Origin of the sequence: Sphingomonas sp. S6, assembly GCF_043498045.1 — a bacterium.
In the GTDB taxonomy this organism is placed as follows: Bacteria; Pseudomonadota; Alphaproteobacteria; order Sphingomonadales; family Sphingomonadaceae; genus Sphingomonas.
The window spans coordinates 18,895-40,109 of sequence record NZ_JBIEOE010000013.1 but is presented as its reverse complement, the minus strand read 5'-3'; the positions used below and the strand labels follow the sequence as shown (position 1 = coordinate 40,109).

Below are 21,215 nucleotides of genomic sequence, written 5' to 3'. Positions count from 1 at the left end.
AGGCGCGGCCACGTTTGCGAGTCGCTACGGCTACCGGTCTTTACTAAGGTCCATCATATCTGTTGATCCGCGGTCGGTTCGAGTATGCCGTTGGTCGAGGGTTGGTCGCTCACCAAATTCGACGCGGCCCGCTAGTTCGCGATGTAGCGATATAAGTTCGGGTGGTGTTACATCACCCTTCGACGGCCTAATCTCCAGCTCGGCTGCGGCGAATAAGTCGATCACGCCGGCGAGTTCCGGGTCGGAATACAAGGCGGGGCTTTCGCCAGCACGCCAGAGTGCTGCAAGCTCCTGGGATCGCGCAAACCCAGACGCGGCCGACCGATCGGAAGCGCGAGTGGTCGTCGGCCGAGCGGGTGCCGAGGCACCGCGGCCCTCGATCTCTGCTCGGGTGATAGCCGCAAGCCTGTATCGAAGGAGCCGACTATCAGGGGTATCGGTTGGCGATGGGATCTGCTGCCTCGACAGGATAGCGATTAGCTCGCCAGTCCCGGCCCCGCGGGCGACGCGTCGCCAGTCTGCAAGCGCCCGGGTCTCGGATTGGAGGTCGGGTTGCTGGAATAGCACATACCGTTCGAATAGAGGGTTGTCTTCGACATGGGCAGGCAGCGGTGCGCGCTGTCCAAGCGCCGCAGCGCGGGTGAAAGCAATCATCTCACCAGTTGCCTTGAAGGCCTGGACCTGTTGGTCTCGACTTTGCTCCACCGCGCCCACCAACCGATCGACGCCGATCTCTAGCCCCGCTGATAGCTCCCGTTGGCCATCCTCGATGTTCTGGTGCACCTGCTCAGTGAGCCCGTTCAAAGACCCGATCGCCTCCTTCTGCTGATCCGTCTCCTCGACGATTCTATCCAACACAGGGGCGATCAGACTGAGCCACTTATGGGTCGCGTCGTCACCTTCGATCACCCTCGCAAGGATCGCCTCCTGGAATGGGATGAGGTCGACGAGCGGTGCAATCCCGGCATCCACGGCGTCGAGCCGACGTTCTATCTCGCGTTGGCTTTCTTCGATGCGCACGTTGCTGCTAGCGAGCGAGGCAACTTCTCCCCGTAGGAGAGATACCGCGTCCATTATGGCTGCCAAGGCAACGCTCGATGCATCGACACTCATCGACTAGGCCCTTCCCTATCGCGAGACCGATCACGCTCCCGCTTCTCGCGATCACGCTCCTCAGCCTTCCGGATAATCTCACTGGCGCGGCTTAAGTCGATCGGCTGAGCGGGTGAGGCAATCTTTTCAGTTAGCTCGCGCAGCCTGTCACTGAGCGTGCCGGCACGCTCGTTCTGATCCGTTTTGCCAGCATCGCCACGGGCTTTCTCGACGACTTTCCTGATCCGCTCGTTGACGTCTGATGGCGGGGCGCCCGCCGGTTGCGGCGTTGAAACATGCCCCTTCGACGTCGCAGCGCGAGCCGCCAACCTTGCGTTCAGCGCCTGCAGTTTATCCACGCCGGTATCGACCATTGGCGACGTTGTAGGCACCCGGGATGGTAGCGACCCCGCACTGCGGTTCAAACTGGGCGTGCCGCGATCAACCGGGCTTCGGTCCTCACTTAGCGAATTTGGCTGCGGTTCGGGCATGGTAGCGACAAAGCGCTCTAAGCTCTGCGCTACGAGCTGATCGGCCGCCAGAGGAGACGACGAGAGCTCCTGGATCGACCGCTTATAGGTCGCCCGAACGGTCGCTTGTCGTTCGGCGAGAAAGGCCTTCACCGGGTCGACAGATCCCCCATCCCGATATCGCTGAGCGCGCAACGCGCGCGACTTATCGAGCCGGGGCACCTGTCCTTTGCTACGCATTTTAATCGCGGCGATGGGCTCATGCTTGGGATCGATGCCCCGCGCGCGCGCCGGTGTTGCGTTCGCTTCGATGCCCCGACCACGCAGCTTTTCGGCGAACCGTTGGCGGTAACGATACAGATCGTCGCGGTTAGGATGGAAGCGCCGACCGTCATGATCGCGGCGGGCAATCGTCAGATGGACGTGTGGGTGATCGCGATCGACGTGAAGGGAAGCAACCCACGATCGGTTGGCAAACTCCTCGCGTGCGAAGTCCAGCGCGGCGCCCTTGAGGCGCTCTGGATCGGTGCCCGTCGGCATCGAAAGGATCATCGAGATCGACGTCGCGCCCTTCCGCCTCGCGTCTCCGTCCATCTCGAAATCATGCCATTCTTTCGCGAGGAGTTGCATATCGCGGCCGTCGCGAAGAACGTCGCCTTCGCTCGTTTCCAAGCCCAATTCCTTGCCATCCCCGTAACCAAGACGGCTGATATACGCGAAGTTTGCGAGGACATGGCCACCGCCATGCTGCCGCCCAGTGATACGTACTACAGCCTCGGGAACGCGCCTGGAGGTTCGCTCGGCGGCCATCACAGCACGCCCACTCATGCGAGTTTGCGAGCCGCCCCCGAAGGCGGCCTTCGCTTGAATACTAGGCCGTGAGGTAGTGGATGCCGACGCCGCCCTGGGGAACATGGACGCAACTGCCAGGCTTAGAATTGCCCCGCCAGCCTTCGGCGCCTTTGGGCTTCCACCGCCTGTTCCCAGACGATATTTCTTCGGAGGCGCGAACACCCCGGCCATCGAGTCTAGCGTGCCAGGAGAGAAGCGAAAGCTCACCCGCCTTGCTCCTCGTCGCGCCGCGTCCAGTACGCGATCTCACCACCAATGGAGGATGCTAGGACACGTCGTGTCTCCATCAGAACGTCCTTCACCTCCGCGCACTTCTCGATCAGTGCCGCGGCGATCCGGCTGATATCGAGAGAGCTTTCAGGCTGGTTCGCTGCGTTCATCGCATGGACGGCTTGATTGATATTCCGGCCAATCGCGAGAACCTGCTTTCGGACCTTCACGATCTCCGACTGGGTGGAAGGGGACAGACGAAGAAGGGCGGCCTTGTCCCAAAGCTGCCAGCGGAGAGAACGCTTGATCCACTCATTGCGCGTGAGACGCATTGGACCAGCGACCGCATCGATCGCCTCGATCTCACTACGGTAAAGCCGCACTGTAACCCGGATATGGTCGTCTGGATGGCCCCTCCCCTGAACGGGCAGGATGGGCACGTCTTGGCTGGAATCTGACATCACGGAGCGGAGCAGCGTGTTGGAGATCCAGGCGCTTCGAGTCTGCCCATTGGCAGCAGCGATGCGGTCGATCTCTGACGTAAGATCATCACCAAGCCTGACTGTTACCTTCATCACTCAAGCCCCGTGCAGCGGCGCCTCATAAACCAGTGTCCGACATTGGTGCCATGAGGCATATCCTGCCATCCCTCTTCCCTTATCCATATACCCCTAAATGACTAACTCTGCAATCGAACCAATCTCAACGACGCGGAGTGGGGTGTATGTGGATGGGGCAGTCCCCAATCGACCCGTCAGACGATCGCAGCCCGGGTGGTGCCCCTGCCCAACCGGTCCGGTCTCATGCGTCCAAGTTGCAGCCCCATACGGCGATAGGGTGTGACCAAGCCTAGCAATGTCGCATGTAATCCGACATGAACTAACTCACCCCTCAATCGAAAAACGGAGGAATCGCCGTGGCCCGCACATCATCGAAGCCGAATGACCTAGCATCGATCCAGGCACAGAAAGACCGCCTTCTCGCACAGATTGCGGAGCTCGATGTTCAGGCTAAGGAGGTCGAGGAGGAAGAGCGAGATGCAGGCCGTCCCACGCTTCTTGCGGCGCTGGATCGCGTGAAAATCAGGAAACTCGGAAAGGCGGACGCTCGCTTGATCGCCAACGCCATCGCATCTTTTGGCGGCTCAGCGGTAGCCGCTCATCTTGGTTCGCTTGGAAAGGAGTGATGCCAAGGGGTGACTACCTCGGCCTGGTCTCGTTATCCAAGTTGCCACGGTCGTCGCCTTTTACCGCCCACCATCGCCAATTCCGCCGCCTTCGTCATCGACCCGATCAAAGGCGGCGCGGCGGCTAGATCGTCACCTTCCTCTTAGCAATCTTGCTCGTTGATAGCTCGTTTTCGCGCCATGTTTTTGGCCGCCGTAGCGCTAATCGCCGCCTTGGTTTTGGCACACTACGTTCGCATAGGTCAGGGTGCGCCGCGTCATCCGTTGACGCCCGACGGTTACGAATAGCGCATCGTCAGTCAGCGAACCAGAAAGCTATCAGGCGTCGGGATATCAATGACTGCGCGAGGCGACCACCCTCGCCCGTCGCTGCGCTTCACCAGTTGGTCAACGACAGGACGTGTCACTATCCCGCCTGGCATTGCTACGGAGTTATATGCTTGGCGGCAGTGCAGCCCCGTCTGGATCATATAAGCCGAGCAGTCCAAATATGTCGTCGAGGAGGATCTTCGGCAGCTCGGGATAGCTTGCGGTTAGGCCGAGCAGATTGTCGGCAGCTCGGATTTTTACCGCGATGTGAGCGAGGTGTGTCGCCGGTGTTTCGATCAACGCGCGCGCCGCAGCAGCGTGAGCCATCACTGCCGCATCATTGACGTCGCCGGTTCCGCCGCTGGCCTGATTTGTCGCTTCCTCAAGTGCCTCGCTGGCGGTTCTGTAGCGAGCCTCGGCTTCCGTCCATTCGGTATTCCCCCGCTCCCCGTGGCGAGCTACGGTCTCGTCAGTCATAAGCCATCCTTCCGTGATGGGTTGTGATTAGGGGGCGACCGGTGGGAGCAAAGCCCGATCGTCCCCGCCATTTGACCCATTCGCCTACCTAAACAGCAAGTGTGTCATTTTGCGCTTAACATCAGCCCTGAATCGCGAATAACCAAGCGTAGGGATGATGCTTCTATCGGGTCGGGAATGCCTTGGAATGGGCATCCACCAGCTCTTCGATAACCTGGGCTAACGGGATATTTCTATCGTTGGCGATGGCGTAGATATACTCGAGCGTATCGGGCCGCAGTTTCAATGAGAACGGCATCGATCGCCCTCCCCCTCTTACTCGGCGTGGTGCCTCCGGCGCTTGATTTGCCCGCAGGCGATCAACCTCGCCAACAGGCACCGGCACGCTATCAAAGCCTTTTGGCGCAGTAGGCCGAGCCGCTTGGTCGATGCTCGTCTCTTCGGAGGGCGTGTTTCGGATCGCGCCCAAGCCGCCCGTTAGAGAGCGGCGCTGGGGCTTGGTATCGGCGCTCATGCTGCGGTCTCCTGGGCGTTGATGATGGCGGCACTGATGCTGTCAGCCAGCGCCCGGCTCTCCGCTCTTGCCTTATCCAGCGAGGGAACTTCGTCGGCCGGCAGGCGGTCGAGAGTGGTGCTGTAGGAGATGAGGCTTTTGTACGCCGAGCGCTCCGATAGGGACACTTCGCAGACGGGGACCGCCGCCTCCTCAAGCTGCTTGGCAAGGGCTAGATACTCTCTGGTGCGGAAGCCTGTTGGAACGCGTGTCCATAGGACTGCGTACAACGGTGGACGCTTCGACCGCTCGGCGATGTCGTGAACCAGGCGAACCATGTCGATCGCATCTTCGACATCCGCCGCTGACGGATTGGCGGGGATCACCACATAGTGAGCGTGTCCGACGGCGATCGAGACGCTCAGGTTTGCGCTACCCTCAACGTCGATCAATACAACGTCGCTCTGATCCTCGTTTCGCCGGATCGCGTCTGGAAGGGTCTTATAATCGGCCTTGGTGACGATGATGCCTTCAGGCACCTCCCCCGCTGCTGCCCATCGAACGATACGCTCTCTCGGATCAGCATCGATGATCGTGACCCGGTATCCCTGCTCGGCATACTGGCCCGCGAGGACGATTGCGGTCGTCGATTTCCCGCAACCGCCTTTTGAGGATGCGAGCGCGATAACAGCCATCTCTATTCCCTTACATGCTAATACATGTCCGTACATGCAATTGCATGAACGACCATTCCTGTGCCGTTCTATGCAGGTAAGGGTATTACTGTCATTGACAGGCCCAGGCAATGATTTCCTGTACCTGTCTAGAAAATGCATTGCCATCAATGGCATTTACAGTCATGTAAAAGCCTTTACATGTAATTGCATGTTCCTGACGCGCTAGGCGACTGCGCCGAGGCATCAGTCAGGAAGGCTGAGGTTTTCGCGTTCGAGGCGGCGATAGATTGCCTGTCGGCTAACCCCAAGCAGCGTCGCGATGTCGGCGATCCGGGCAGGAGGCTCTGCTTTGAACAACTCGCGCGCCTTCGCCCATTGTGCATCACTGATGCTCGGCGGGCGCCCAAATCTGGTGCCGGCACGCTGCGCAGCAGCGATTCCGGCCAGCGTGCGCTCGTGATTTGTGCCCCGCTCGAACTCCGCGAAAGCTCCGAAAATCTGAAAGATGAGATTTCCCGCTGCGCTACTGGTATCGATCACGGCCTCTTTGATAGACCGGAGACCAATGCCTCGCGCCTTCATGGCTTGCACCGTCTCTATGAGATCGCGCATGGATCGAGAGAGGCGATCCAGCTTCCATACGACAAGCGTGTCCTCATCGGCACGAGCATAGGCGAGGGCCTTTACCAGCTCCGGCTTAATGACGGCTGCACCAGTCACGCCTTCGTCCGTGAAGATCTTGGTACAGCCCGCGGCCTCGAGAGCTTCCACCTGAAGCCGAACGTCCTGCTCATGGGTTGAAACCCTAGCGTACCCAATCAGCACGTCCGAAACTCCGTGGTTAAGTCTACTTTCGGACATTCTCGGGCTTTTGTCCGAAAGTCACAAGAGGTTTTTAGTTTCGGACGTTTCTGGGGGGGGTTTGTGACGGACAGTTGTGGACAGGGGTTTCGGACAGATATGAACCGGACAAATCCATTATTTTGGTTGTCGCGTCCGAAACCGATCGGTTTCGGACAAGCGCGATTTCAATCGAGCATCCGTGGGTTGCGTTCCAACCAGGCGTTCACTTCAGCATCGAGTTGAGGTCCCGGTTGTGCCGGAGGGGTGTCGAGGTAGCTGTCGATTGCTTGCTGCAAATAGCACGCCGGCACCGGCCGGCCGTCCCGGTCAAGGATCGCTAGCGCCATCCTCATCAGTGCCAAAGGCACATCAGTTTTGAGGGGCGAACGCGATCCTAAGGGCATCGGGAAGTCGTCTTCTGGTGTGCAACCGGACATCTACGCCTCCCAAGAAGCCGGTGACGCGCCCGCTGGGCGCGTCACCGCTTCGGAACCGGGTGTTGGAAACCAAGGGTAAGCTTGGCGCGAACGCCTTTGGCCGGGTGGCTTGGACATACGCGTCCGCCACCCGGTCGATAGCTCGAACCGGCCCTTACCCTTCGAGGTTTCCACGCCCCGTCCTACGTCTCTGTAGGCCATCAAGCTTTAAGGAAAGGTACGAGCGCAGCGCAAGGCGAGATGACATCATTATCGATGCGCCATCTAACTTCGCAGCACCATCGACCCATGTCGATGGGGCGGCCGTAAGGTCGCACGTTTCAATCGACGGGCTGGTCGACGCGCATGAGTTGAGAAGGGTAGGGCGATACCAGTTCCTTCACGTCATCCCAGGCGCCGGTAAGCCAGCGACCGTAGTCGTCATCATGCAGGATGACAGGCATTGCTTTCGGATGGATGGGTGCGACGATCGCGTTTGGCTCCGTCGTCAGAAAACCGTAGGCGTTCCCGCGCTCCGTTGGTCGCCAGATACCGGCAAAAGCGAATAACGGTCTGCTGGGCACGTCGAACCAGTGCAGTGGCTTCTTCCCATCCTCGCCGGGCTTCAGCCCGTATTCCGAGAACGACGTGACGGGGACGAGGCAGCGACGCGCTGGCGTAGTCAACATCGAGCGCCAGAAGGTGGATTGCAGGTTCCGGACGTTCGTGACGTATTTCGTTAGCTTTACCCCCGGGTCCCGCTTGCTGGGGATCTGCGTTGGGACGCCCCATTCCATGCTTTCGAGACGACGATCGGTGCCATCTTGGACGACCACTGCGCCATAAAAGGGGGTCTTAGTCCCTGTGGGAAAGATGTCGCCGGTGGGGAACGTCTCATCGATCTCATAGGGTGCGCGGATGCCGAATGTCGCGGCAACCTCGGCCTGTTTCGCTGTCAGTCGATACCTATTGCACATCCGCGCCTCCTATGTCGGCCAGCGAGCTGGCCCGGCATGTCTGCGACGAACGGACTCGGTAGCTGCGGAAAACCTACTTGACCGCAAGCGGCCATTAACGGAACATAAAGGGAACGAGTAGAGTCTAGCCCTTATGTCCGCCGCCCTTAATTCCCTCGCGCCCAGCATAGCGCATCTGCGGACGATCGCCACTCCCGCGACCGACTACCGTGTCATGCCGTTCGGCGTCGGGGCTATCGACGCCCGTCTCGGGGCAGGGGGGTTACGCGCTGGCGCACTGCATGAGGCAGCGGCCCAAAGCGCAGCTTTAGTCGACGATGCCGCCACCACGCTTTTCCTGGCCGGCATTGCTGCGCGTGAGTCGCTCGGTACGGGTGCGCCGGTACTGTGGGCGAGCTGTAGGACAAACCTCTATGCGCCCGCGCTGGAGCAAGCGGGTCTGCCGTCAGCCAACGTCATCTTTGCGCAGCCGCGTGATGATGCGGCATTGCTGGCGGTCGTTGAAGACGCGGTGCGCGACGGCACGCCGTGCGCGATCGTCGCGGAGGCAAGCAAGGTCTCGATGGTGGCAACACGGCGTCTGCAACTCGTTGCTGCTGACGCCGATATTCCCGTTCTCCTGTTGCGCCGCCCTCGCGGCCTCAGCCAGGATGTTCTGGCTGAGCCATCGGCTGCGTGGACCCGCTGGCGGATCGGTGCAGCACCATCCGAGCGTCTCGACGTTGCGGGCGTTGGGCGCGCGCGCTGGGCTGTGGAGTGTGTTCGTCAGCGCGGCGGTGAGGGCTTTTCCATGATTGTGGAGGGCAGCGATGAGACGGGTCGTCTCGCTGTTCCTGCCGAGCTTGGCCGTGGAGCGGCTGAGACGGTTGGAACGGTCCGCTCCGCGGCAGCCTGAACGGCCTGTCCTCGAGCTGCCGGTAGACGACGACCCCGGTGCATGTTCGGTGCCGCGGGGCGGCGGGTGGCGCCCCGGCGCGCGCTGGGCGCGCGAGGGTATGCCGTCGCGTGGCGACGTAGAGGCGCAGATCGCCAGCCTGCCGGCGCACGCGCAGCCGCCCATGCGCGAGCTGGGTCGGCGTTCGGAGGCTGCCAGTCATCCGTACAAGGTTTCGACACCAGCGCCGCGCATCCCCGGGCCAGTTGCCGCGCCGCTAGATCAGGCGCCTTTGGCGCTGATCGGCAAGGTCGGGCGGCGTGAAGAGGTGGTAGCTGCCTGTGAGGGTGCGCGCGCGCTTGGCGTGCATCCGGGCATGGCAGCGACCCATGCGCGCGCGCTCGTGTCCGATCTCGACTTCCGGCCGGCGGAGCCGGAGGCGGATGCCGCCCTCCTGGATCGTCTTGCATTGTTCGCAGTGCGTCGCTGGTCGCCCATTGCCGCAGTCAGCCCCAGCGATGGCCTATGGATCGACGTTGCCGGATGCGCTCATCTGCATGGCGGCGAGGAGAAATTTTGCAAAAGGCTTCTGGCTTTCTGCCGACGCGCCGGCTTCACCGCGCGGATCGCAGTCGCCGATACCGCAGGTGCCGCGCACGCGCTCGCCCGGTTCGGCCGAGGCGAGCTGATCCGCGTTGAGCCCGGCGCTACGGCGAGTGCAATTGCGGCGCTGCCGGTCGTCGCGCTGCGCCTCGCCCCATCGGCGATCAGTGCCGCAAAGCGCTTTGGGTTCGAGACTGTTGCGGATCTGCTGCCGGTAGCGCGCGGACCGCTCGCGCGCCGGCTTGGCCTTCCGGCGATCACGCGCCTGGACCAGGCGCTTGGCGCGGTCGCCGAGCCGATCACCCCGCGCGAGGATGCCGAGGTCCCGATCGTCGAGCGTCGGCTGCTGGAGCCGATCGGCACGGCCGAGGCGATTGAGCAGGTGATGGGCGACCTGCTGACCGATCTTGCGGAGGTTCTGCAGGCGCGGGGACTAGGCGCGCGGGCACTCCGTCTAACCGGTTTGCGCGTCGACGGTACTGAGCAGGTGGTGGGCGTTGGCACGTCGCGCCCTACGCGCGAGGTATCGCACCTCCTCCGCCTTCTGAAGCTGAGGATCGAGCGGATCGACCCCGGCATGGGGCTTGAGCAATTCTGGCTCGTTGCCACACATACCGAGCCGCTTGATGCGGTCGACCTTGGCGCGGTCCTCGCTGGCGAGACGCTCGTGCGAGACCCGGCACGCTTGGTCGACGTCATCGCCGGCAGGATCGGCGGCTATGCCGTCTACCGGCTTGCGCCCGTCGAGAGCCATGTGCCGGAACGGGCCGTCACCCGCTCCGACCCGGTGGAAATGCCAGGATCATGGCCGGCTTGGAAGCGTCCGATCCGCCTGTTTCCGCAGCCAGAGCCATTGGCTCGCGTCATGGCACTGATGCCGGATCAGCCGCCACGTCGCTTCGAATGGCGAGGCACGATGTACAAGATCGTCGCCGGTGATGGTCCTGAGCGCGTTCACGGCGAGTGGTGGCGGCGCGACGCCGAGGTCTGGGCGGTCCGCGACTATTACCGTGTCGAGGATGAAGCTGGAGGGCGGTACTGGGTTTTCAGGCGGGGTGACGGGTTCGAGGACGAGACCGGAGACCTTTCCTGGTGGATGCACGGGGTCTTCGGATGACCCACTATGTCGAGCTGCAGGTGCTCACCCACTTCTCGCTCCTGCGCGGCGCGTCGTCACCGGAGGAGCTGTTCGCAGCCGCGGCGCTGCTCGGCTATCCGGCGATCGGCGTAAGCGACATCGGCACGGTGGGAGGTGTCGTGCGTGCGTGGGAAGCGCAGAAGGCGACTGGCGTCCGGTCGATCGCGGGCACCCGCGTCGATCTGTCGTGCGGCCGGCGCTTGTTGCTCTATCCGACTGACCGCCCTGCCTGGTCGAGGATCACGCGGCTGCTCACCGTCGGCAAGAAGCGGGCAGGCAAGGGCGGGTGCCTCCTCCACTGGCACGACCTGGAGCCGTGGTCCGAAGGTGTCGTTGCCATCCTGCTGCCGCACGAGGCGGACGAGGAGAACGTCGCCGCGCTGAAGGACCTGAAGGCTATCTACGGGCGTCGCGGCTATATGGCCCTGTTCCAGCGGCGCCGGCCGGGGGACGCGGTCCGCATCGATGCGCTGGCGCGACAGGCGGGCGGGGCAGGGGTCCGTGCCGTCGTGACCGGTGACGTGCTCTACCATGCGCCAGAGGCACGGCTGCTGCAGGACGTCGTGACTGCGGTGCGCGAGAAATGCACCGTCGATGAGCTCGGCTATCGCCGCGAGGTCAACGCGGACCGGGCGCTCAAATCGCCGGACGAGATGGTCCGGCGATTCCGCGCTTATCCGGACGCGCTTCAGGCGAGCGTCGATATCGCCCGCATCTGCACCTTCGACCTTGGCGAGTTGGCCTATCAATACCCGCATGAGCGCCTCATTGAGGGGTTGTCAGCGCAGGAGGCCTTGGAGAAGCTGGCGACCGAAGCGGTCGAGCGCATGTTCGATGGCGAGGTGCCGGAGGCGTACACCAACCAGATCGCGCATGAGATGCGGCTGATCGGCGAACTCGGCTACGCACCCTATTTCTTGACCGTGTACGCGATCGTGCGCGAAGCGCGGAGGCGGGGGATCCTTTGCCAGGGCCGAGGCTCCGCAGCCAATTCCTGCGTGTGCTTCGTGCTCGGTGTGACCTCGATCGATCCGATCAAGCACGAGTTGCTCTTCGAGCGCTTCGTGTCGGGCGAGCGGCGCGAGCCGCCCGACATCGACGTCGACTTCGAGCATGAGCGGCGTGAGGAGATCATCCAGTGGATCTACGAGACCTACGGGCGGACCCGCGCTGCGCTGACGGCGGTCGTGACACGCTATCGTGCACGCGGCGCGGTGCGCGACGTCGGCAAGGCCCTTGGCCTGCCTGAGGACCTGACGTCCTCACTGGCCGGGCTGGTCTGGGGATGGTCTGCCGAAGGCGTCGGCGAGAAACAGGTCGAGGAGCTCAACCTCGACATCGCCGATCGCCGGCTGCGTCTCACGCTCGACCTCGCGCGCAAGCTGATCGGTGTGCCGCGCCATATGTCGCAGCACCCCGGCGGCTTTGTGCTGACCCATGACCGTCTCGATGATCTCGTTCCGATCGAGCCGGCCGCGATGGAGGATCGGCAGATCATCGAATGGGACAAGGACGACATCGATAGTCTCAAGTTCATGAAGGTCGATGTCCTGGGCCTGGGGATGCTCGGCTGTATGAACCGCGCCTTCAACATGTTGGAGGCCGACAAGGGTCTGCACGTCGAGCTGAAGGACCTGCAGGACGACGATCCTGATGTGTACGCCATGATCCAGAAGGCGGACACGCTGGGCACCTTCCAGATCGAGAGCCGCGCCCAAATGAGCATGTTGCCGCGCATGAAGCCGCGGCGCTTCTACGATCTTGTCATCCAGGTCGCGATCGTGCGCCCCGGCCCGATCCAGGGCGACATGGTGCATCCCTATCTTCGCCGGCGCGAAGGTTTGGAGAAGCCGGAATATCCGCGTCCGGAGCTGCGCGCGGTGCTCGAGAAGACGCTCGGCGTGCCGCTCTTTCAGGAGCAGGCGATGAAGGTCGCGATTGTCGGCGCGGGGTTCACGCCGACCGAGGCGGACCAGCTTCGCCGGGCCATGGCGACCTTCAAGTTCACCGGTGGGGTCAGCCACTTCAGCGAAAAGCTGATCGAGGGCATGGTCGAGCGCGGTTATCCGCGTGAGTTTGCCGAGCGCACCTTCCGTCAGCTCGAGGGCTTCGGCTCCTACGGCTTCCCGGAGAGCCATGCGGCGAGCTTCGCGAAGATCTCCTATGCTTCGTCGTGGATGAAGCACCATCATCCCGACGTGTTCTGCGCCGCGCTCATGAATGCGCAGCCGATGGGATTTTACGCCCCCGCCCAGATCGTGCGAGACGCGCGCGAACACGGCGTCGAGGTGCGACCGCCCTGCGTCAACGCGAGCCGGTGGGATTGTACGCTGGAGCGGACCGGTGGGCGTTATCTGGCGGTTCGGCTTGGCCTGCGGGTCATCCGCGGGCTCTCGAACGCCGAGGGCGCCAAGATCGTCGCGGCGCGTAGCACCACCGCTTACGAAAGCGTCGAGGACGTGTGGCGACGTTCCGGTGCGCAGCGCGCCGCGATCGAGAAACTGGCGGACGGCGACGCCTTCCATAGTTTTGGCGCCGATCGCCGGCAGGGCCTCTGGAAGGTGAGGGGGCTCGGCGAGGCCCCGCTACCGCTCTTTGCCGCGGCCGATCGCGCGGACGAGGTGCATAGCGCGGAGGGGCTGGAGCCCGAGGTGCAGCTTCGCTCGCTTACCGACGGCCGCGAGGTGATCGAGGACTATCGCAACCTACAGCTATCGCTCCGCGCTCATCCGCTGACGTTCGTCCGTGACGAGCTGAGGCGCCGTGGCGTCACGAAGTGCGCGGATCTCGCCAGCGTTCGCGACGGGCGGCACGTCGAGGTCGCCGGTATCATCCTTGTGCGGCAGAAGCCCGGTTCGGCGAAGGGCGTGCTGTTCATCACGATCGAGGATGAAAGCGGCATCGCCAACGGAATCCTGTGGCCTGACCGTTTCGAGGCACAGCGCCGCACCATCATGTCAGCCTCCATGATCGGCATGAAAGGGCGGGTGCAGAAGGAAGGGGAGGTAATCCATGTCATTTGCGACCGGATCATCGACCACGGCGACCTGCTGCACCGTGTCGGTGACATGTCGTTCCCGCACCGGACGGGCCGTGGCGATGCCGCCCAGCATCCGGGATCGCCTGACCGGGGTGACAAGGGGTGGAGCCCTGAGCCGCGTAATTGTTACTGGCCCCCTCATGCGGAGGGTGCCGATCCTGAGGACGTCGTGCGCTTCAAGTCGCACGACTTTCACTGAGCCGTGTCGAGCTTGCCTCGGCACCAGCGCGTGGTGATCGCGCTGTCAGTGCACATCTTGCGGTCCGGCGTCGCCCGCTGCTCGGAAACGACGGTTGATGGCATGGAGGTGCGGCTCGCCTTGCGCTGCTTGTTGCCGCACTGCCCCGAGCGTTGGCCGCTGGAATTGTATTGGGACGCCGCGTCGCAAACCAATGAGATTGGCCGCGCTCAGGGCGTTACCGCTGCTTTCAACGGGATCGTCCGTCAGCTTCGTAAAGCGGGGCGGTATGAAGATGTCTCGCCTCTGTGAGCAAGCGACCGACGATCCAGGCGCCCTACACAACGCTCGCCGAATGGGCGGCGGATCGTGCTGACATGCGGATTATGTGCGTCTGTGGTCGCACCATGAATATGCCGGCGGCTAGGATCCTTGAACGCTTTCGTGGCGATGGGGAGGTAGCGTCCAAGATAATCCGGCTCCGCTGCCGTGGCTGCGGTCGCCGTGGACATGCGTCGGTGTCGTCCGTCCCCATCGTCAAACGCTAGTCGTTTAGGCGTCGCCGACGGTCAGCGCGGACCTTCCACCGTCCGCCTTGCCGGCCAGGCCGGGAACCTCGTCGAGCTGGCGTAGATCGGTGAATTTGCCACGCTCATCGCGGTAACGGACAATCTCGAAGCCATGACCTTTGAGCTCGGGCACTGCGTCGAGTTCCGCTGCGGTAGCGGTGTTTACGTTCACGAGGGATGCGTCGCTCATGTTCAACCTTTCGTTGGGCGGTGATGAAACCGGCGACGCCCGGTTGCGGTCCAAAGTCGCGATGGCTGAGGACGTTGAAGCGGTTAGATTGCGTCATGGCTAACCATGATGCTCCTGCAAGCGCAGACGATATTCGCGACTTGCTCGTTCATCTCCTGACCGGCGTCACCGACAAACCGGAGGAACATTGGAGGAAGCTCGTCGGAGAAGTGACGGCACTGCCAATCGTCTTTCATCCCCGATCGAATTGGAGGATCGATCCGACGGGAAAGGCGTCGGATATAGAGGTGATCGAGAAGGCTGCGGCGGTGGTGCGAGAGGCGCATCCTTACGTGCCGTCCCCAACTTCGCTTGGGTGAATGCGGGGCGGCCGAAGCCGCCCCGGTTGGTTCAGCCGGGCTTGTCCCGTTTCGCCTTGGCGGCCTGAACCAAAGCTACGATCTCAGGCTCAGCGAACAGCTCGCCCCGGTCGATGATCTGCAGTCCTGGACCCTCCAGCACGTCGCGGATGCGATCTTGAACGATCTGATCGAGTTCGGCGGTGAGCGCGTCGACGTCATATTGCCCGGCGAATGGGTCTGGTTTGGGCCAGTTGGTTTGAGCGGCGAAGTTCGCCTTCTCGGTGAGCGCATCCTTCAGCGACTTGATCGCGGCGCTGCCCAAGGCGCGCTCAAAAGCGAGTTGAGCGAAGAGGCGGTGCGACATAACAATCTCCTTCATGCCATCATTGGCGGCATGGCCAAGAGGTGCAGCGATGCCGGGTCAGAGGACCGCGAAGCGGCCGCGTGAGCGGGGCGCGGAGGAGCCGATTTGCGCAGCAAATTGGAGGGGCCGCGCATCCTTGAGGCGGCAGGAGCCGGACCTCATGCTAGGCCTGCAGTAGGTGGGTAATACACCTGTGTTGTTGTCACGTCAGGGATCGTCACCCGAAGGGCCGAGACCCGCAGGGGCTCGGTGGAGCGCAAGCGGAGTAGAGCTCGGCCCCGCCCCATAAGGGCGGGGAGACGCCCCTCGCTGGCTCGGCTCTACCAAGCCCGCCAGTTCATTTTTGTGAGCCATGGGTCGACTGCCAGCTCGCCCTCGTCATTGTCGCTACCTGGCACCATCATGATTTTCTTGCCCGATGGGTGCGTTAGGAACACCGGGTTGTAGGAGCCACCTTCCGGGCGATCCCAATAGCGGTGGGTCTGGACCAGCAGATAGCCGCGATAGGGTCCGGTACGCATGACGCGCAACGCCCAACCGGGGCAGATCGATCGAACCGCGTTTAGCTTCAGATCGAATTGATGAACGTAGCTGGAGTTCGGCGATGCGTCCGAGCTGTTGAAGTAGACATAGCCGCCATCGAGGGAAAACAATGGCTTTGAGAGGTTGGCGAGGTTGCGGGCATAATCGCCATCCCATTTGGATACGAGCAGCCGACGTTTGAGGTTGCTCTTGGTGCTGTAGAGAACCAGCGCCTCCGCGCCCGAGCCATTCTCATCCCCCGCGCCGTTGGGAACGATCGAGACCGTGTACAGTCCGTCCGGCGATTTGGACGTATCCTGCGCCTGCGCCGATGCAGGAAGGCTCGCCGCAAGCAATGCGATCAGAACGAGTGTCTTCATGGTGCTCCCCAGTCGAACCCATCATTCAGAACGTCGGGGAAGTTTCAATCCACGTTCGGCTGAAACGATCGCGAAGGGGGGGGGTAAATGTCACCGCGAGACACGGTTTGGCGAAATCGCCGCGCCCTTCACGGCCGCAACCTCGGTCCGTTGGCAAGCGGGGGCATGGAAAAGGGGGGGTAAATGTCACTGGCATGAGACATGCCGAGAGCGGGGCGGCTGCGCCGCCCCGTCGCCTCATTCTTCCCAGAGCGGCTTGAGCTTGCGGGTCCGCTTGCGAGCGGGCCGGGGTGCCGCGGGCATACCGTGCGCTTCGATTTCTGCCTGAATGCTGGCCAGTTCCGCGAGCCAAACCTGGGTGCGTGCGGTCTGAATATGCATGTGAACCTCCTGTTCGTTTACGACAGGGGCGGGCTGACGAGCCGAATGGGCCGGGGTCAGGGACCGCGTAAGCGGCCGCGTAGCGGGGCACGGAGGAACCGATTTGCGCAGCAAATTGGAGGGGCCGTGCATCCTTGACGCCGGTCCATTCGGCTTGTCACGATGAATGGCCGTCGACGACAGAGCCTTCCAACGGTGGTGGGACAGGCGAACGTTGCAGCAAGCGTCCACGCCATCCTCTGTTCGTGCTTTCGCGCGGAAAACGGTGCGGTTTCCCGCACCGCCCTCCGCGTCGGTCAATGAGTCTGAACGGTTTGCGATTGGAGGATCGCATTCGTCAGCTCGTCACTGTCGATCTCGCCGGCAATGTATTGGGCATTCAGCCGTTCGATCTCGTCGGTGAGGATGCCGCCTTCGTGGCGGACACAGCCGCGGGCGAAGTCGACCTCGCGCTGGCGAGAGTGACGATCGAAGGCGGCAGGCTGAACAAGTGCGTTGGCTCGGGCAGGCATCGGTGGATCCTTTCAGGGCTTGGAGCGAGCCCCGGCGGCTCGCGCCGGGGCGGCATCGGTCATCGTTCGTCGACGCGCATGATGGTCAGGACGCGGACGGTGAGGAAGGGATCGCTCGGATCCTCGGCGCCTGCGGACAGGTCGAGGTTGTAATAATCGATCTTCCAGTAGCAGTCGGTCCCCTCGAACTCGAACCGGCCCATGTCACGCTCGCCGTGCGGGTCGATCGAGGCGTCGAACGCGTCGTAGGCACGCACCATACGCAGCAGCTCGGCGCGCTTGCGGAAGTTGCGGAACAGGCTGACGTCGCCGATCAGCTCGGCCACCCCTTGCGTCATCATGATGCGGTTGCGGCCGGGGGCGTGGATGTTGTCGCGAAGCCAATCGTTGAGGCAGGCGATTGCAGATGCGCCACCCTTGGCGCGGTCGGGTTGAGGCGTGTGCTCGGCCATGATGGTCTCCATCCCTGGACCCCGACGATCGGGGCCTTTCGACAGGCGACAGGACGGCCGGTGCATAGATCGCGCGTGCACCCGTAGGGTCGAAACGGAGTGGAGAAGCCCGCCCCGCGGGCTTGCTCGCGCGAGCGCACCGGCCAGGACCTCGGAGCCCGAAATGCCCTCGCGACCGTCGCATAGTAGGAGACCCCTAAGACCAATGCACATGCTGGACGATCGCGCCGATCGGGGGTTATCGTATGCCCATGCAAGATGCCGCCAACATCGTCACCCTGTGGCCCCGCTGGATGGAGAGCGCGGGCGAGATGTTGCGCATGAACGCTCTGGTTCGCACCCGCTGCTCGGGCTGCGGAACCCTGATGCGCGTGGATCTACACGACATCGTCGCCCGGCACGGACCGGGCTACTCGCTGGTCGACAAGCTGGAGCGCTGCCGGATGGTCGAGTGCATCAGCTCAACCTTCTATCTGGCCTCGCGGACCTACGGGGGGACGTGGACGACGTTGCTACGCGATCCTGGCCTCGTCGCTTCGTTTGAGGCTTTGCCGCCTGTCAGAACGGCGCGGGGGTGACAGCAAGGCCGTCTTGAAGCGGTAAGGATTGAAGCGTATATCGGTCGGGCTACGATGTTCTATGTCTGTAGATCATCCCCTGAGCCCCGAGCGTTCCAGCGTTCGGGGCTCAAACTTTGTAAGGACGCCCCGGCGTTCCAGCGCCGGGGGTCCCCAACTCGGCCTAGTGGCGCGACAGCTCGATGATTTTCACCACCAAGCCGAGGATCGCGACGACGAGCGTCGCGACGCCGAGTACCAGTGCTACGATTGTTGCGGTGTCTATAGATATCACCTCCCTTGACCGCCCGGGTTGGGCGACCGCGGATCGGATAGGCGCTCTGGCGGTGACAGACTAGCTTTTCGCTGCGGAGCTGGTGCGGCCTGGTTCGCGGTGAGCAAAAAAAAGGGGGCCGGAGCCCCCTCCGCCTCAGTGCCGCAGGATCGAGACTAGCGTTCCGATCGCGGTCAGGGCCACGATGGTAAAGCCGATGATGCTGATGACCCAGGTTTGGGTTTTCATGTGCGTCTCGAGAGACCTTTGCAGGCCGTCGATCTTCTCCTGAAGCGGCTTTGTCGCGTCTCCAACCATCCCGTCGATATACTCCTCGATGCTGGCTACCACCAGCTTTGCCTGTTCGTCGCTTACGTTGATGCCTTTGAGTGTTTGATACAGGTCTACTTGCATAGGGTTCTCCCGTTGTTGCACGAATTTGTGCGGGAGCTCCCGGACATGGGCTTCGAGCGATCGGGTCAGGGACCGCGAAGCGGCCGCGGAGCGGGGCACGGAGGAACCGATTTGCGCAGCAAATTGGAGGGGCCGTGCATCCTTGAGGCGAGCGCGTACCCATGTCACACTTGGACGACACGAATGAGCAGTCCTCCCACGGTGCCGCAGCCGCGCGACGCGCGGGGCCTGGGCGGGCTCGATGCCCGCCTTGGCCCTCTCTTGGCGCCGATAGGCGCGGGGGCCGCGAGGCCCCCAACCGGTCAGGCGAACGGGTCAAACTCCTGGACGACGGTGAGCGAGCTGTCGTGATCTTCAGCGGTGATGACGGCGTATTGGGTGCCGACCGAGATAATCATGGTGGCGACCATGAGGGTGCGTGCGAGGCTGAGGGCGTTCTTGCGGGCGATCCAGATATCGTTGAACATGACCGAGGCTCCTGTGAAGCCGACGGGGTTCATCCCCGCTCGACAGGCGCCCGACAGGACGGAGAGGGGCCGCGATCACTTTTTTCCGCGCGCGGAAAAAAGCCGTAGCGAAGCGCCCGGACCCCTTGTGGGTTGATCGTATAAGGACCCGACCCGGCCCAAGGATTGCGCCTCAAAGAGCGGGGTGAAGCACGACGGCCGGAGCCTCGCTGCGCAACATTGGACTGCCCGATGCGCCACCCTCGCGGGTCTGCTGGACGCTTGCCTATCCCGCCGCCCCACTCCGCGTCTCCGGCGATCGGCAGAGTTGCTGGGCCCACGGATGGCTGGTGTCGCTTGGCTGGTTTGGAAACATCTTGCCGCTTTTCGGAAAGAAGTTTCCTGCGCGCGTCCGCGACCGTCAGTTGATCGTCACCCGAATGGGCCGAGACCGGTACGGGCTCGGTGGAGCGCAAGCGGAATAGAGCAACGGTCCCGGCGTAGCCGGGAGACGCCAGACATTCCTCGGAGACCTTTTCCTCAGCCGGGAATTGTACCTCGATGCCTCTCTCAACCGACCCCTACGCCCTCGTGGTGGACGATGATCCACTGATCCAGATGGACGCCTGCGACATCCTCCAAGATGCTGGCTTCCGTTGCTATTACGGGGGGACCGGCCAGGAAGCTGTCGATCTTCTCCAAGATCATGCTGGGAATGTCACGCTGCTGTTTTCAGACGTCGACATGCCGGGCGACATGAATGGATTCGCCTTGGCCCGGCACGTCGACCAGCACTGGCCCCACATCGAGATCGTGATCGCGAGTGGGCGGGTGAAGCCCGAAGAGGGTGACATGCCCGACAAAGCGACATTCATCGGCAAGCCGTTCAACGCGCGCATGGTTCATGACCACCTCCGCGAAAAGCTGCCTGACGGCAAAAAGCCGGAGCCGCTCAAGCACGCGGTCTAGGTGAACGTGAGAAGAGGCCCGGAGCCTTGGCTCCGGGCCGTTCTGGCCTCTAATCAGAAGGGGACGTCATCATCCAGGTCGTCGTGGTTCTGCGTCGGACCCTGCTGCTGGCGCGACTTGCCGTAGGAGAGGAAGGTCACTTCGTCGGCGATGATCTCGACGCCGTAGCGCTCGATGTTCTCGCTGTCGGTCCAGCGGGTGTAGTGGATGCGGCCCCGGACCATGACCTTCTGGCCCTTCTCGACATACTGGGCGACGGTCTTGCCGACGCCGTTGAAGCAGGTGATGCGGTGCCATTCGGTGTCCTCGACCCGGCGACCGTCGCCATCCTTCATGGTCTTGCCGTCGCTGTCGCGCTTGGGGCGCGAGGTGGCGAGGCTGAACTGGGTGATCTTCGTGCCGCCCTGGGTGGTGCGGACTTCGGGCGTGGCGCCGACGTTGCCGGCGAGGATGACGAGGTTCTGCATTTCGAGGTTCCTTTTTTTGCTCGCCGGGGGTTCGTCCCCTCGACTGAACACCAAAAAAGACGGCCAGGACGGCCTCTCCACCGGAGCGCGAAGACGCGGAGGGGAACCCCGATCAAAGGGGTGGTGCGGGCAGCCGCGTAGCGGCAACTCGGCCCGAATGATCGCGGGTTGGAGGGGCTGGACGGCCGGATTAGGTCGTTCAGGAAAGAGAGGGGATGGACCCCCACGGGCGGGCAATGGACATGGAACCGTATGCAGGACGCCTGTGTCACGTCACTCGCCCGGCAGTGTCGTTGTGCCTCGATCTCGCTACCCGGGGCGGCTCTGACACCCTGCCTCGCTGGTGCATCCGCCCAGCGCCAGTGACCAACTTGAAGGATGCCGCTTGCGGCGTGGACCTTGGTGCCGCCTTTGCTAACACGGCGCGCGCGCGTCGTGCATGTCAAGATGATGAAGGCCGGTTCGTGCTCCGGAGACCCACCAGCGGGACGGCAGGAACTCGGCGCGGCTGTCGTGATGCCGACAACGCATTCCCCCTTCGG

The 21,215-nt window shown here is 62.7% G+C and carries 25 protein-coding genes; 8 read left to right on the top strand and 17 right to left on the bottom strand.

Annotated features, from left to right (window positions below; genetic code table 11):
- Nucleotides 1–30: 30 nt before the first annotated feature.
- The 3 genes from ACGVWT_RS15660 to ACGVWT_RS15650 all read right to left on the bottom strand — a co-directional run bounded on the left by ACGVWT_RS15660 (nucleotide 31) and on the right by ACGVWT_RS15650 (nucleotide 3,199).
- Nucleotides 31–1,113 (bottom strand): hypothetical protein, encoded by a 1,083-nt coding sequence (locus ACGVWT_RS15660; RefSeq protein ID WP_052192509.1) that lies wholly within the window; start codon nucleotides 1,111–1,113, stop codon nucleotides 31–33.
- Nucleotides 1,110–2,372, bottom strand: coding sequence for a relaxase/mobilization nuclease domain-containing protein (locus tag ACGVWT_RS15655; RefSeq protein ID WP_244304994.1), 1,263 nt, complete (start codon nucleotides 2,370–2,372; stop codon nucleotides 1,110–1,112). Before ACGVWT_RS15655 ends, ACGVWT_RS15660 begins: the two co-directional genes overlap by 4 nt.
- Before the next feature lie 245 nt (nucleotides 2,373–2,617).
- Nucleotides 2,618–3,199, bottom strand: a complete 582-nt coding sequence (locus tag ACGVWT_RS15650) for a hypothetical protein (RefSeq protein WP_147035686.1) — start codon at nucleotides 3,197–3,199, stop codon at nucleotides 2,618–2,620.
- Nucleotides 3,200–3,540: 341 nt separating this feature from the next.
- On the opposite strand from ACGVWT_RS15650, the gene ACGVWT_RS15645 reads away from it, so the two are divergent.
- Complete coding sequence (locus ACGVWT_RS15645) at nucleotides 3,541–3,810, top strand: hypothetical protein (RefSeq protein ID WP_033966699.1); 270 nt, start codon at nucleotides 3,541–3,543, stop codon at nucleotides 3,808–3,810.
- A 432-nt stretch (nucleotides 3,811–4,242) separates the two neighbouring features.
- Here ACGVWT_RS15645 and ACGVWT_RS15640 read toward each other — a convergent pair whose 3' ends face one another.
- The 5 genes from ACGVWT_RS15640 to ACGVWT_RS15620 all read right to left on the bottom strand — a co-directional run bounded on the left by ACGVWT_RS15640 (nucleotide 4,243) and on the right by ACGVWT_RS15620 (nucleotide 8,002).
- Nucleotides 4,243–4,596, bottom strand: coding sequence for a hypothetical protein (locus ACGVWT_RS15640; protein ID WP_033966698.1), 354 nt, complete (start codon nucleotides 4,594–4,596; stop codon nucleotides 4,243–4,245).
- A 163-nt stretch (nucleotides 4,597–4,759) separates the two neighbouring features.
- Nucleotides 4,760–5,110: a hypothetical protein gene (locus ACGVWT_RS15635; RefSeq protein ID WP_147035687.1), complete on the bottom strand. Its 351-nt coding sequence runs from the start codon at nucleotides 5,108–5,110 to the stop codon at nucleotides 4,760–4,762.
- Complete coding sequence (locus ACGVWT_RS15630; RefSeq protein WP_033966697.1) at nucleotides 5,107–5,784, bottom strand: ParA family protein; 678 nt, start codon at nucleotides 5,782–5,784, stop codon at nucleotides 5,107–5,109. The genes ACGVWT_RS15635 and ACGVWT_RS15630 overlap by 4 nt, the downstream gene beginning before the upstream one ends.
- A gap of 225 nt (nucleotides 5,785–6,009) precedes the next feature.
- On the bottom strand, nucleotides 6,010–6,591 hold the full coding sequence (locus ACGVWT_RS15625) for a recombinase family protein (RefSeq protein WP_033966719.1): 582 nt from the start codon (nucleotides 6,589–6,591) through the stop codon (nucleotides 6,010–6,012).
- A 775-nt stretch (nucleotides 6,592–7,366) separates the two neighbouring features.
- On the bottom strand, nucleotides 7,367–8,002 hold the full coding sequence (locus ACGVWT_RS15620; protein WP_081988825.1) for an SOS response-associated peptidase: 636 nt from the start codon (nucleotides 8,000–8,002) through the stop codon (nucleotides 7,367–7,369).
- Nucleotides 8,003–8,135: 133 nt separating this feature from the next.
- Here ACGVWT_RS15620 and ACGVWT_RS15615 point away from each other — a divergent pair, with 133 nt between their 5' ends.
- The 4 genes from ACGVWT_RS15615 (at nucleotide 8,136) to ACGVWT_RS15600 (ending at nucleotide 14,147) form a co-directional block, all read left to right on the top strand.
- Nucleotides 8,136–8,897, top strand: a complete 762-nt coding sequence (locus ACGVWT_RS15615) for an ImuA family protein (protein ID WP_183949601.1) — start codon at nucleotides 8,136–8,138, stop codon at nucleotides 8,895–8,897.
- A gap of 100 nt (nucleotides 8,898–8,997) precedes the next feature.
- Entirely contained in the window at nucleotides 8,998–10,596 is a 1,599-nt protein-coding gene (locus ACGVWT_RS15610; protein ID WP_244304997.1) for a DNA polymerase Y family protein, read from the top strand.
- Nucleotides 10,593–13,856: an error-prone DNA polymerase gene (locus ACGVWT_RS15605; protein ID WP_147035690.1), complete on the top strand. Its 3,264-nt coding sequence runs from the start codon at nucleotides 10,593–10,595 to the stop codon at nucleotides 13,854–13,856. The genes ACGVWT_RS15610 and ACGVWT_RS15605 overlap by 4 nt, the downstream gene beginning before the upstream one ends.
- Nucleotides 13,857–13,886: 30 nt before the next feature.
- Nucleotides 13,887–14,147 (top strand): hypothetical protein, encoded by a 261-nt coding sequence (locus ACGVWT_RS15600; protein WP_231565314.1) that lies wholly within the window; start codon nucleotides 13,887–13,889, stop codon nucleotides 14,145–14,147.
- Nucleotides 14,148–14,387: 240 nt separating this feature from the next.
- Here the strand turns inward: ACGVWT_RS15600 and ACGVWT_RS15595 are convergent, their stop codons facing one another.
- The gene (locus ACGVWT_RS15595; RefSeq protein ID WP_033966693.1) at nucleotides 14,388–14,594 is read right to left on the bottom strand and encodes a helix-hairpin-helix domain-containing protein; all 207 of its coding nucleotides are present in this window, start codon (nucleotides 14,592–14,594) and stop codon (nucleotides 14,388–14,390) included.
- A 95-nt stretch (nucleotides 14,595–14,689) separates the two neighbouring features.
- Between ACGVWT_RS15595 and ACGVWT_RS15590 the strand changes: the two genes are divergently transcribed.
- On the top strand, nucleotides 14,690–14,953 hold the full coding sequence (locus ACGVWT_RS15590; protein ID WP_147035691.1) for a hypothetical protein: 264 nt from the start codon (nucleotides 14,690–14,692) through the stop codon (nucleotides 14,951–14,953).
- A gap of 31 nt (nucleotides 14,954–14,984) precedes the next feature.
- Here the strand turns inward: ACGVWT_RS15590 and ACGVWT_RS15585 are convergent, their stop codons facing one another.
- The 5 genes from ACGVWT_RS15585 to ACGVWT_RS15565 form a co-directional block, all read right to left on the bottom strand.
- A complete protein-coding gene (locus tag ACGVWT_RS15585) occupies nucleotides 14,985–15,299 on the bottom strand; it encodes a hypothetical protein (protein ID WP_033966692.1) in 315 nt (104 codons plus the stop codon).
- A gap of 320 nt (nucleotides 15,300–15,619) precedes the next feature.
- Nucleotides 15,620–16,201 (bottom strand): hypothetical protein, encoded by a 582-nt coding sequence (locus tag ACGVWT_RS15580; protein ID WP_033966689.1) that lies wholly within the window; start codon nucleotides 16,199–16,201, stop codon nucleotides 15,620–15,622.
- A 237-nt stretch (nucleotides 16,202–16,438) separates the two neighbouring features.
- A complete protein-coding gene (locus tag ACGVWT_RS15575; protein ID WP_156143070.1) occupies nucleotides 16,439–16,582 on the bottom strand; it encodes a hypothetical protein in 144 nt (47 codons plus the stop codon).
- 296 nt (nucleotides 16,583–16,878) lie between these two features.
- Nucleotides 16,879–17,094, bottom strand: a complete 216-nt coding sequence (locus ACGVWT_RS15570) for an antitoxin VbhA family protein (RefSeq protein ID WP_033966687.1) — start codon at nucleotides 17,092–17,094, stop codon at nucleotides 16,879–16,881.
- Nucleotides 17,095–17,153: 59 nt separating this feature from the next.
- A complete protein-coding gene (locus ACGVWT_RS15565) occupies nucleotides 17,154–17,546 on the bottom strand; it encodes a DUF3768 domain-containing protein (protein WP_033966715.1) in 393 nt (130 codons plus the stop codon).
- 251 nt (nucleotides 17,547–17,797) lie between these two features.
- Here ACGVWT_RS15565 and ACGVWT_RS15560 point away from each other — a divergent pair, with 251 nt between their 5' ends.
- Nucleotides 17,798–18,124, top strand: coding sequence for a hypothetical protein (locus tag ACGVWT_RS15560; protein ID WP_033966713.1), 327 nt, complete (start codon nucleotides 17,798–17,800; stop codon nucleotides 18,122–18,124).
- A gap of 409 nt (nucleotides 18,125–18,533) precedes the next feature.
- Here the strand turns inward: ACGVWT_RS15560 and ACGVWT_RS15555 are convergent, their stop codons facing one another.
- The gene (locus tag ACGVWT_RS15555; protein WP_147035692.1) at nucleotides 18,534–18,791 is read right to left on the bottom strand and encodes a hypothetical protein; all 258 of its coding nucleotides are present in this window, start codon (nucleotides 18,789–18,791) and stop codon (nucleotides 18,534–18,536) included.
- A gap of 302 nt (nucleotides 18,792–19,093) precedes the next feature.
- A complete protein-coding gene (locus ACGVWT_RS15550; RefSeq protein ID WP_167509725.1) occupies nucleotides 19,094–19,258 on the bottom strand; it encodes a hypothetical protein in 165 nt (54 codons plus the stop codon).
- Nucleotides 19,259–19,798: 540 nt separating this feature from the next.
- On the opposite strand from ACGVWT_RS15550, the gene ACGVWT_RS15545 reads away from it, so the two are divergent.
- On the top strand, nucleotides 19,799–20,206 hold the full coding sequence (locus ACGVWT_RS15545) for a response regulator (protein ID WP_033966681.1): 408 nt from the start codon (nucleotides 19,799–19,801) through the stop codon (nucleotides 20,204–20,206).
- Between the two features lie 53 nt (nucleotides 20,207–20,259).
- Here the strand turns inward: ACGVWT_RS15545 and ACGVWT_RS15540 are convergent, their stop codons facing one another.
- On the bottom strand, nucleotides 20,260–20,673 hold the full coding sequence (locus ACGVWT_RS15540) for a single-stranded DNA-binding protein (protein WP_033966680.1): 414 nt from the start codon (nucleotides 20,671–20,673) through the stop codon (nucleotides 20,260–20,262).
- Between the last annotated feature and the right edge of the window lie 542 nt (nucleotides 20,674–21,215).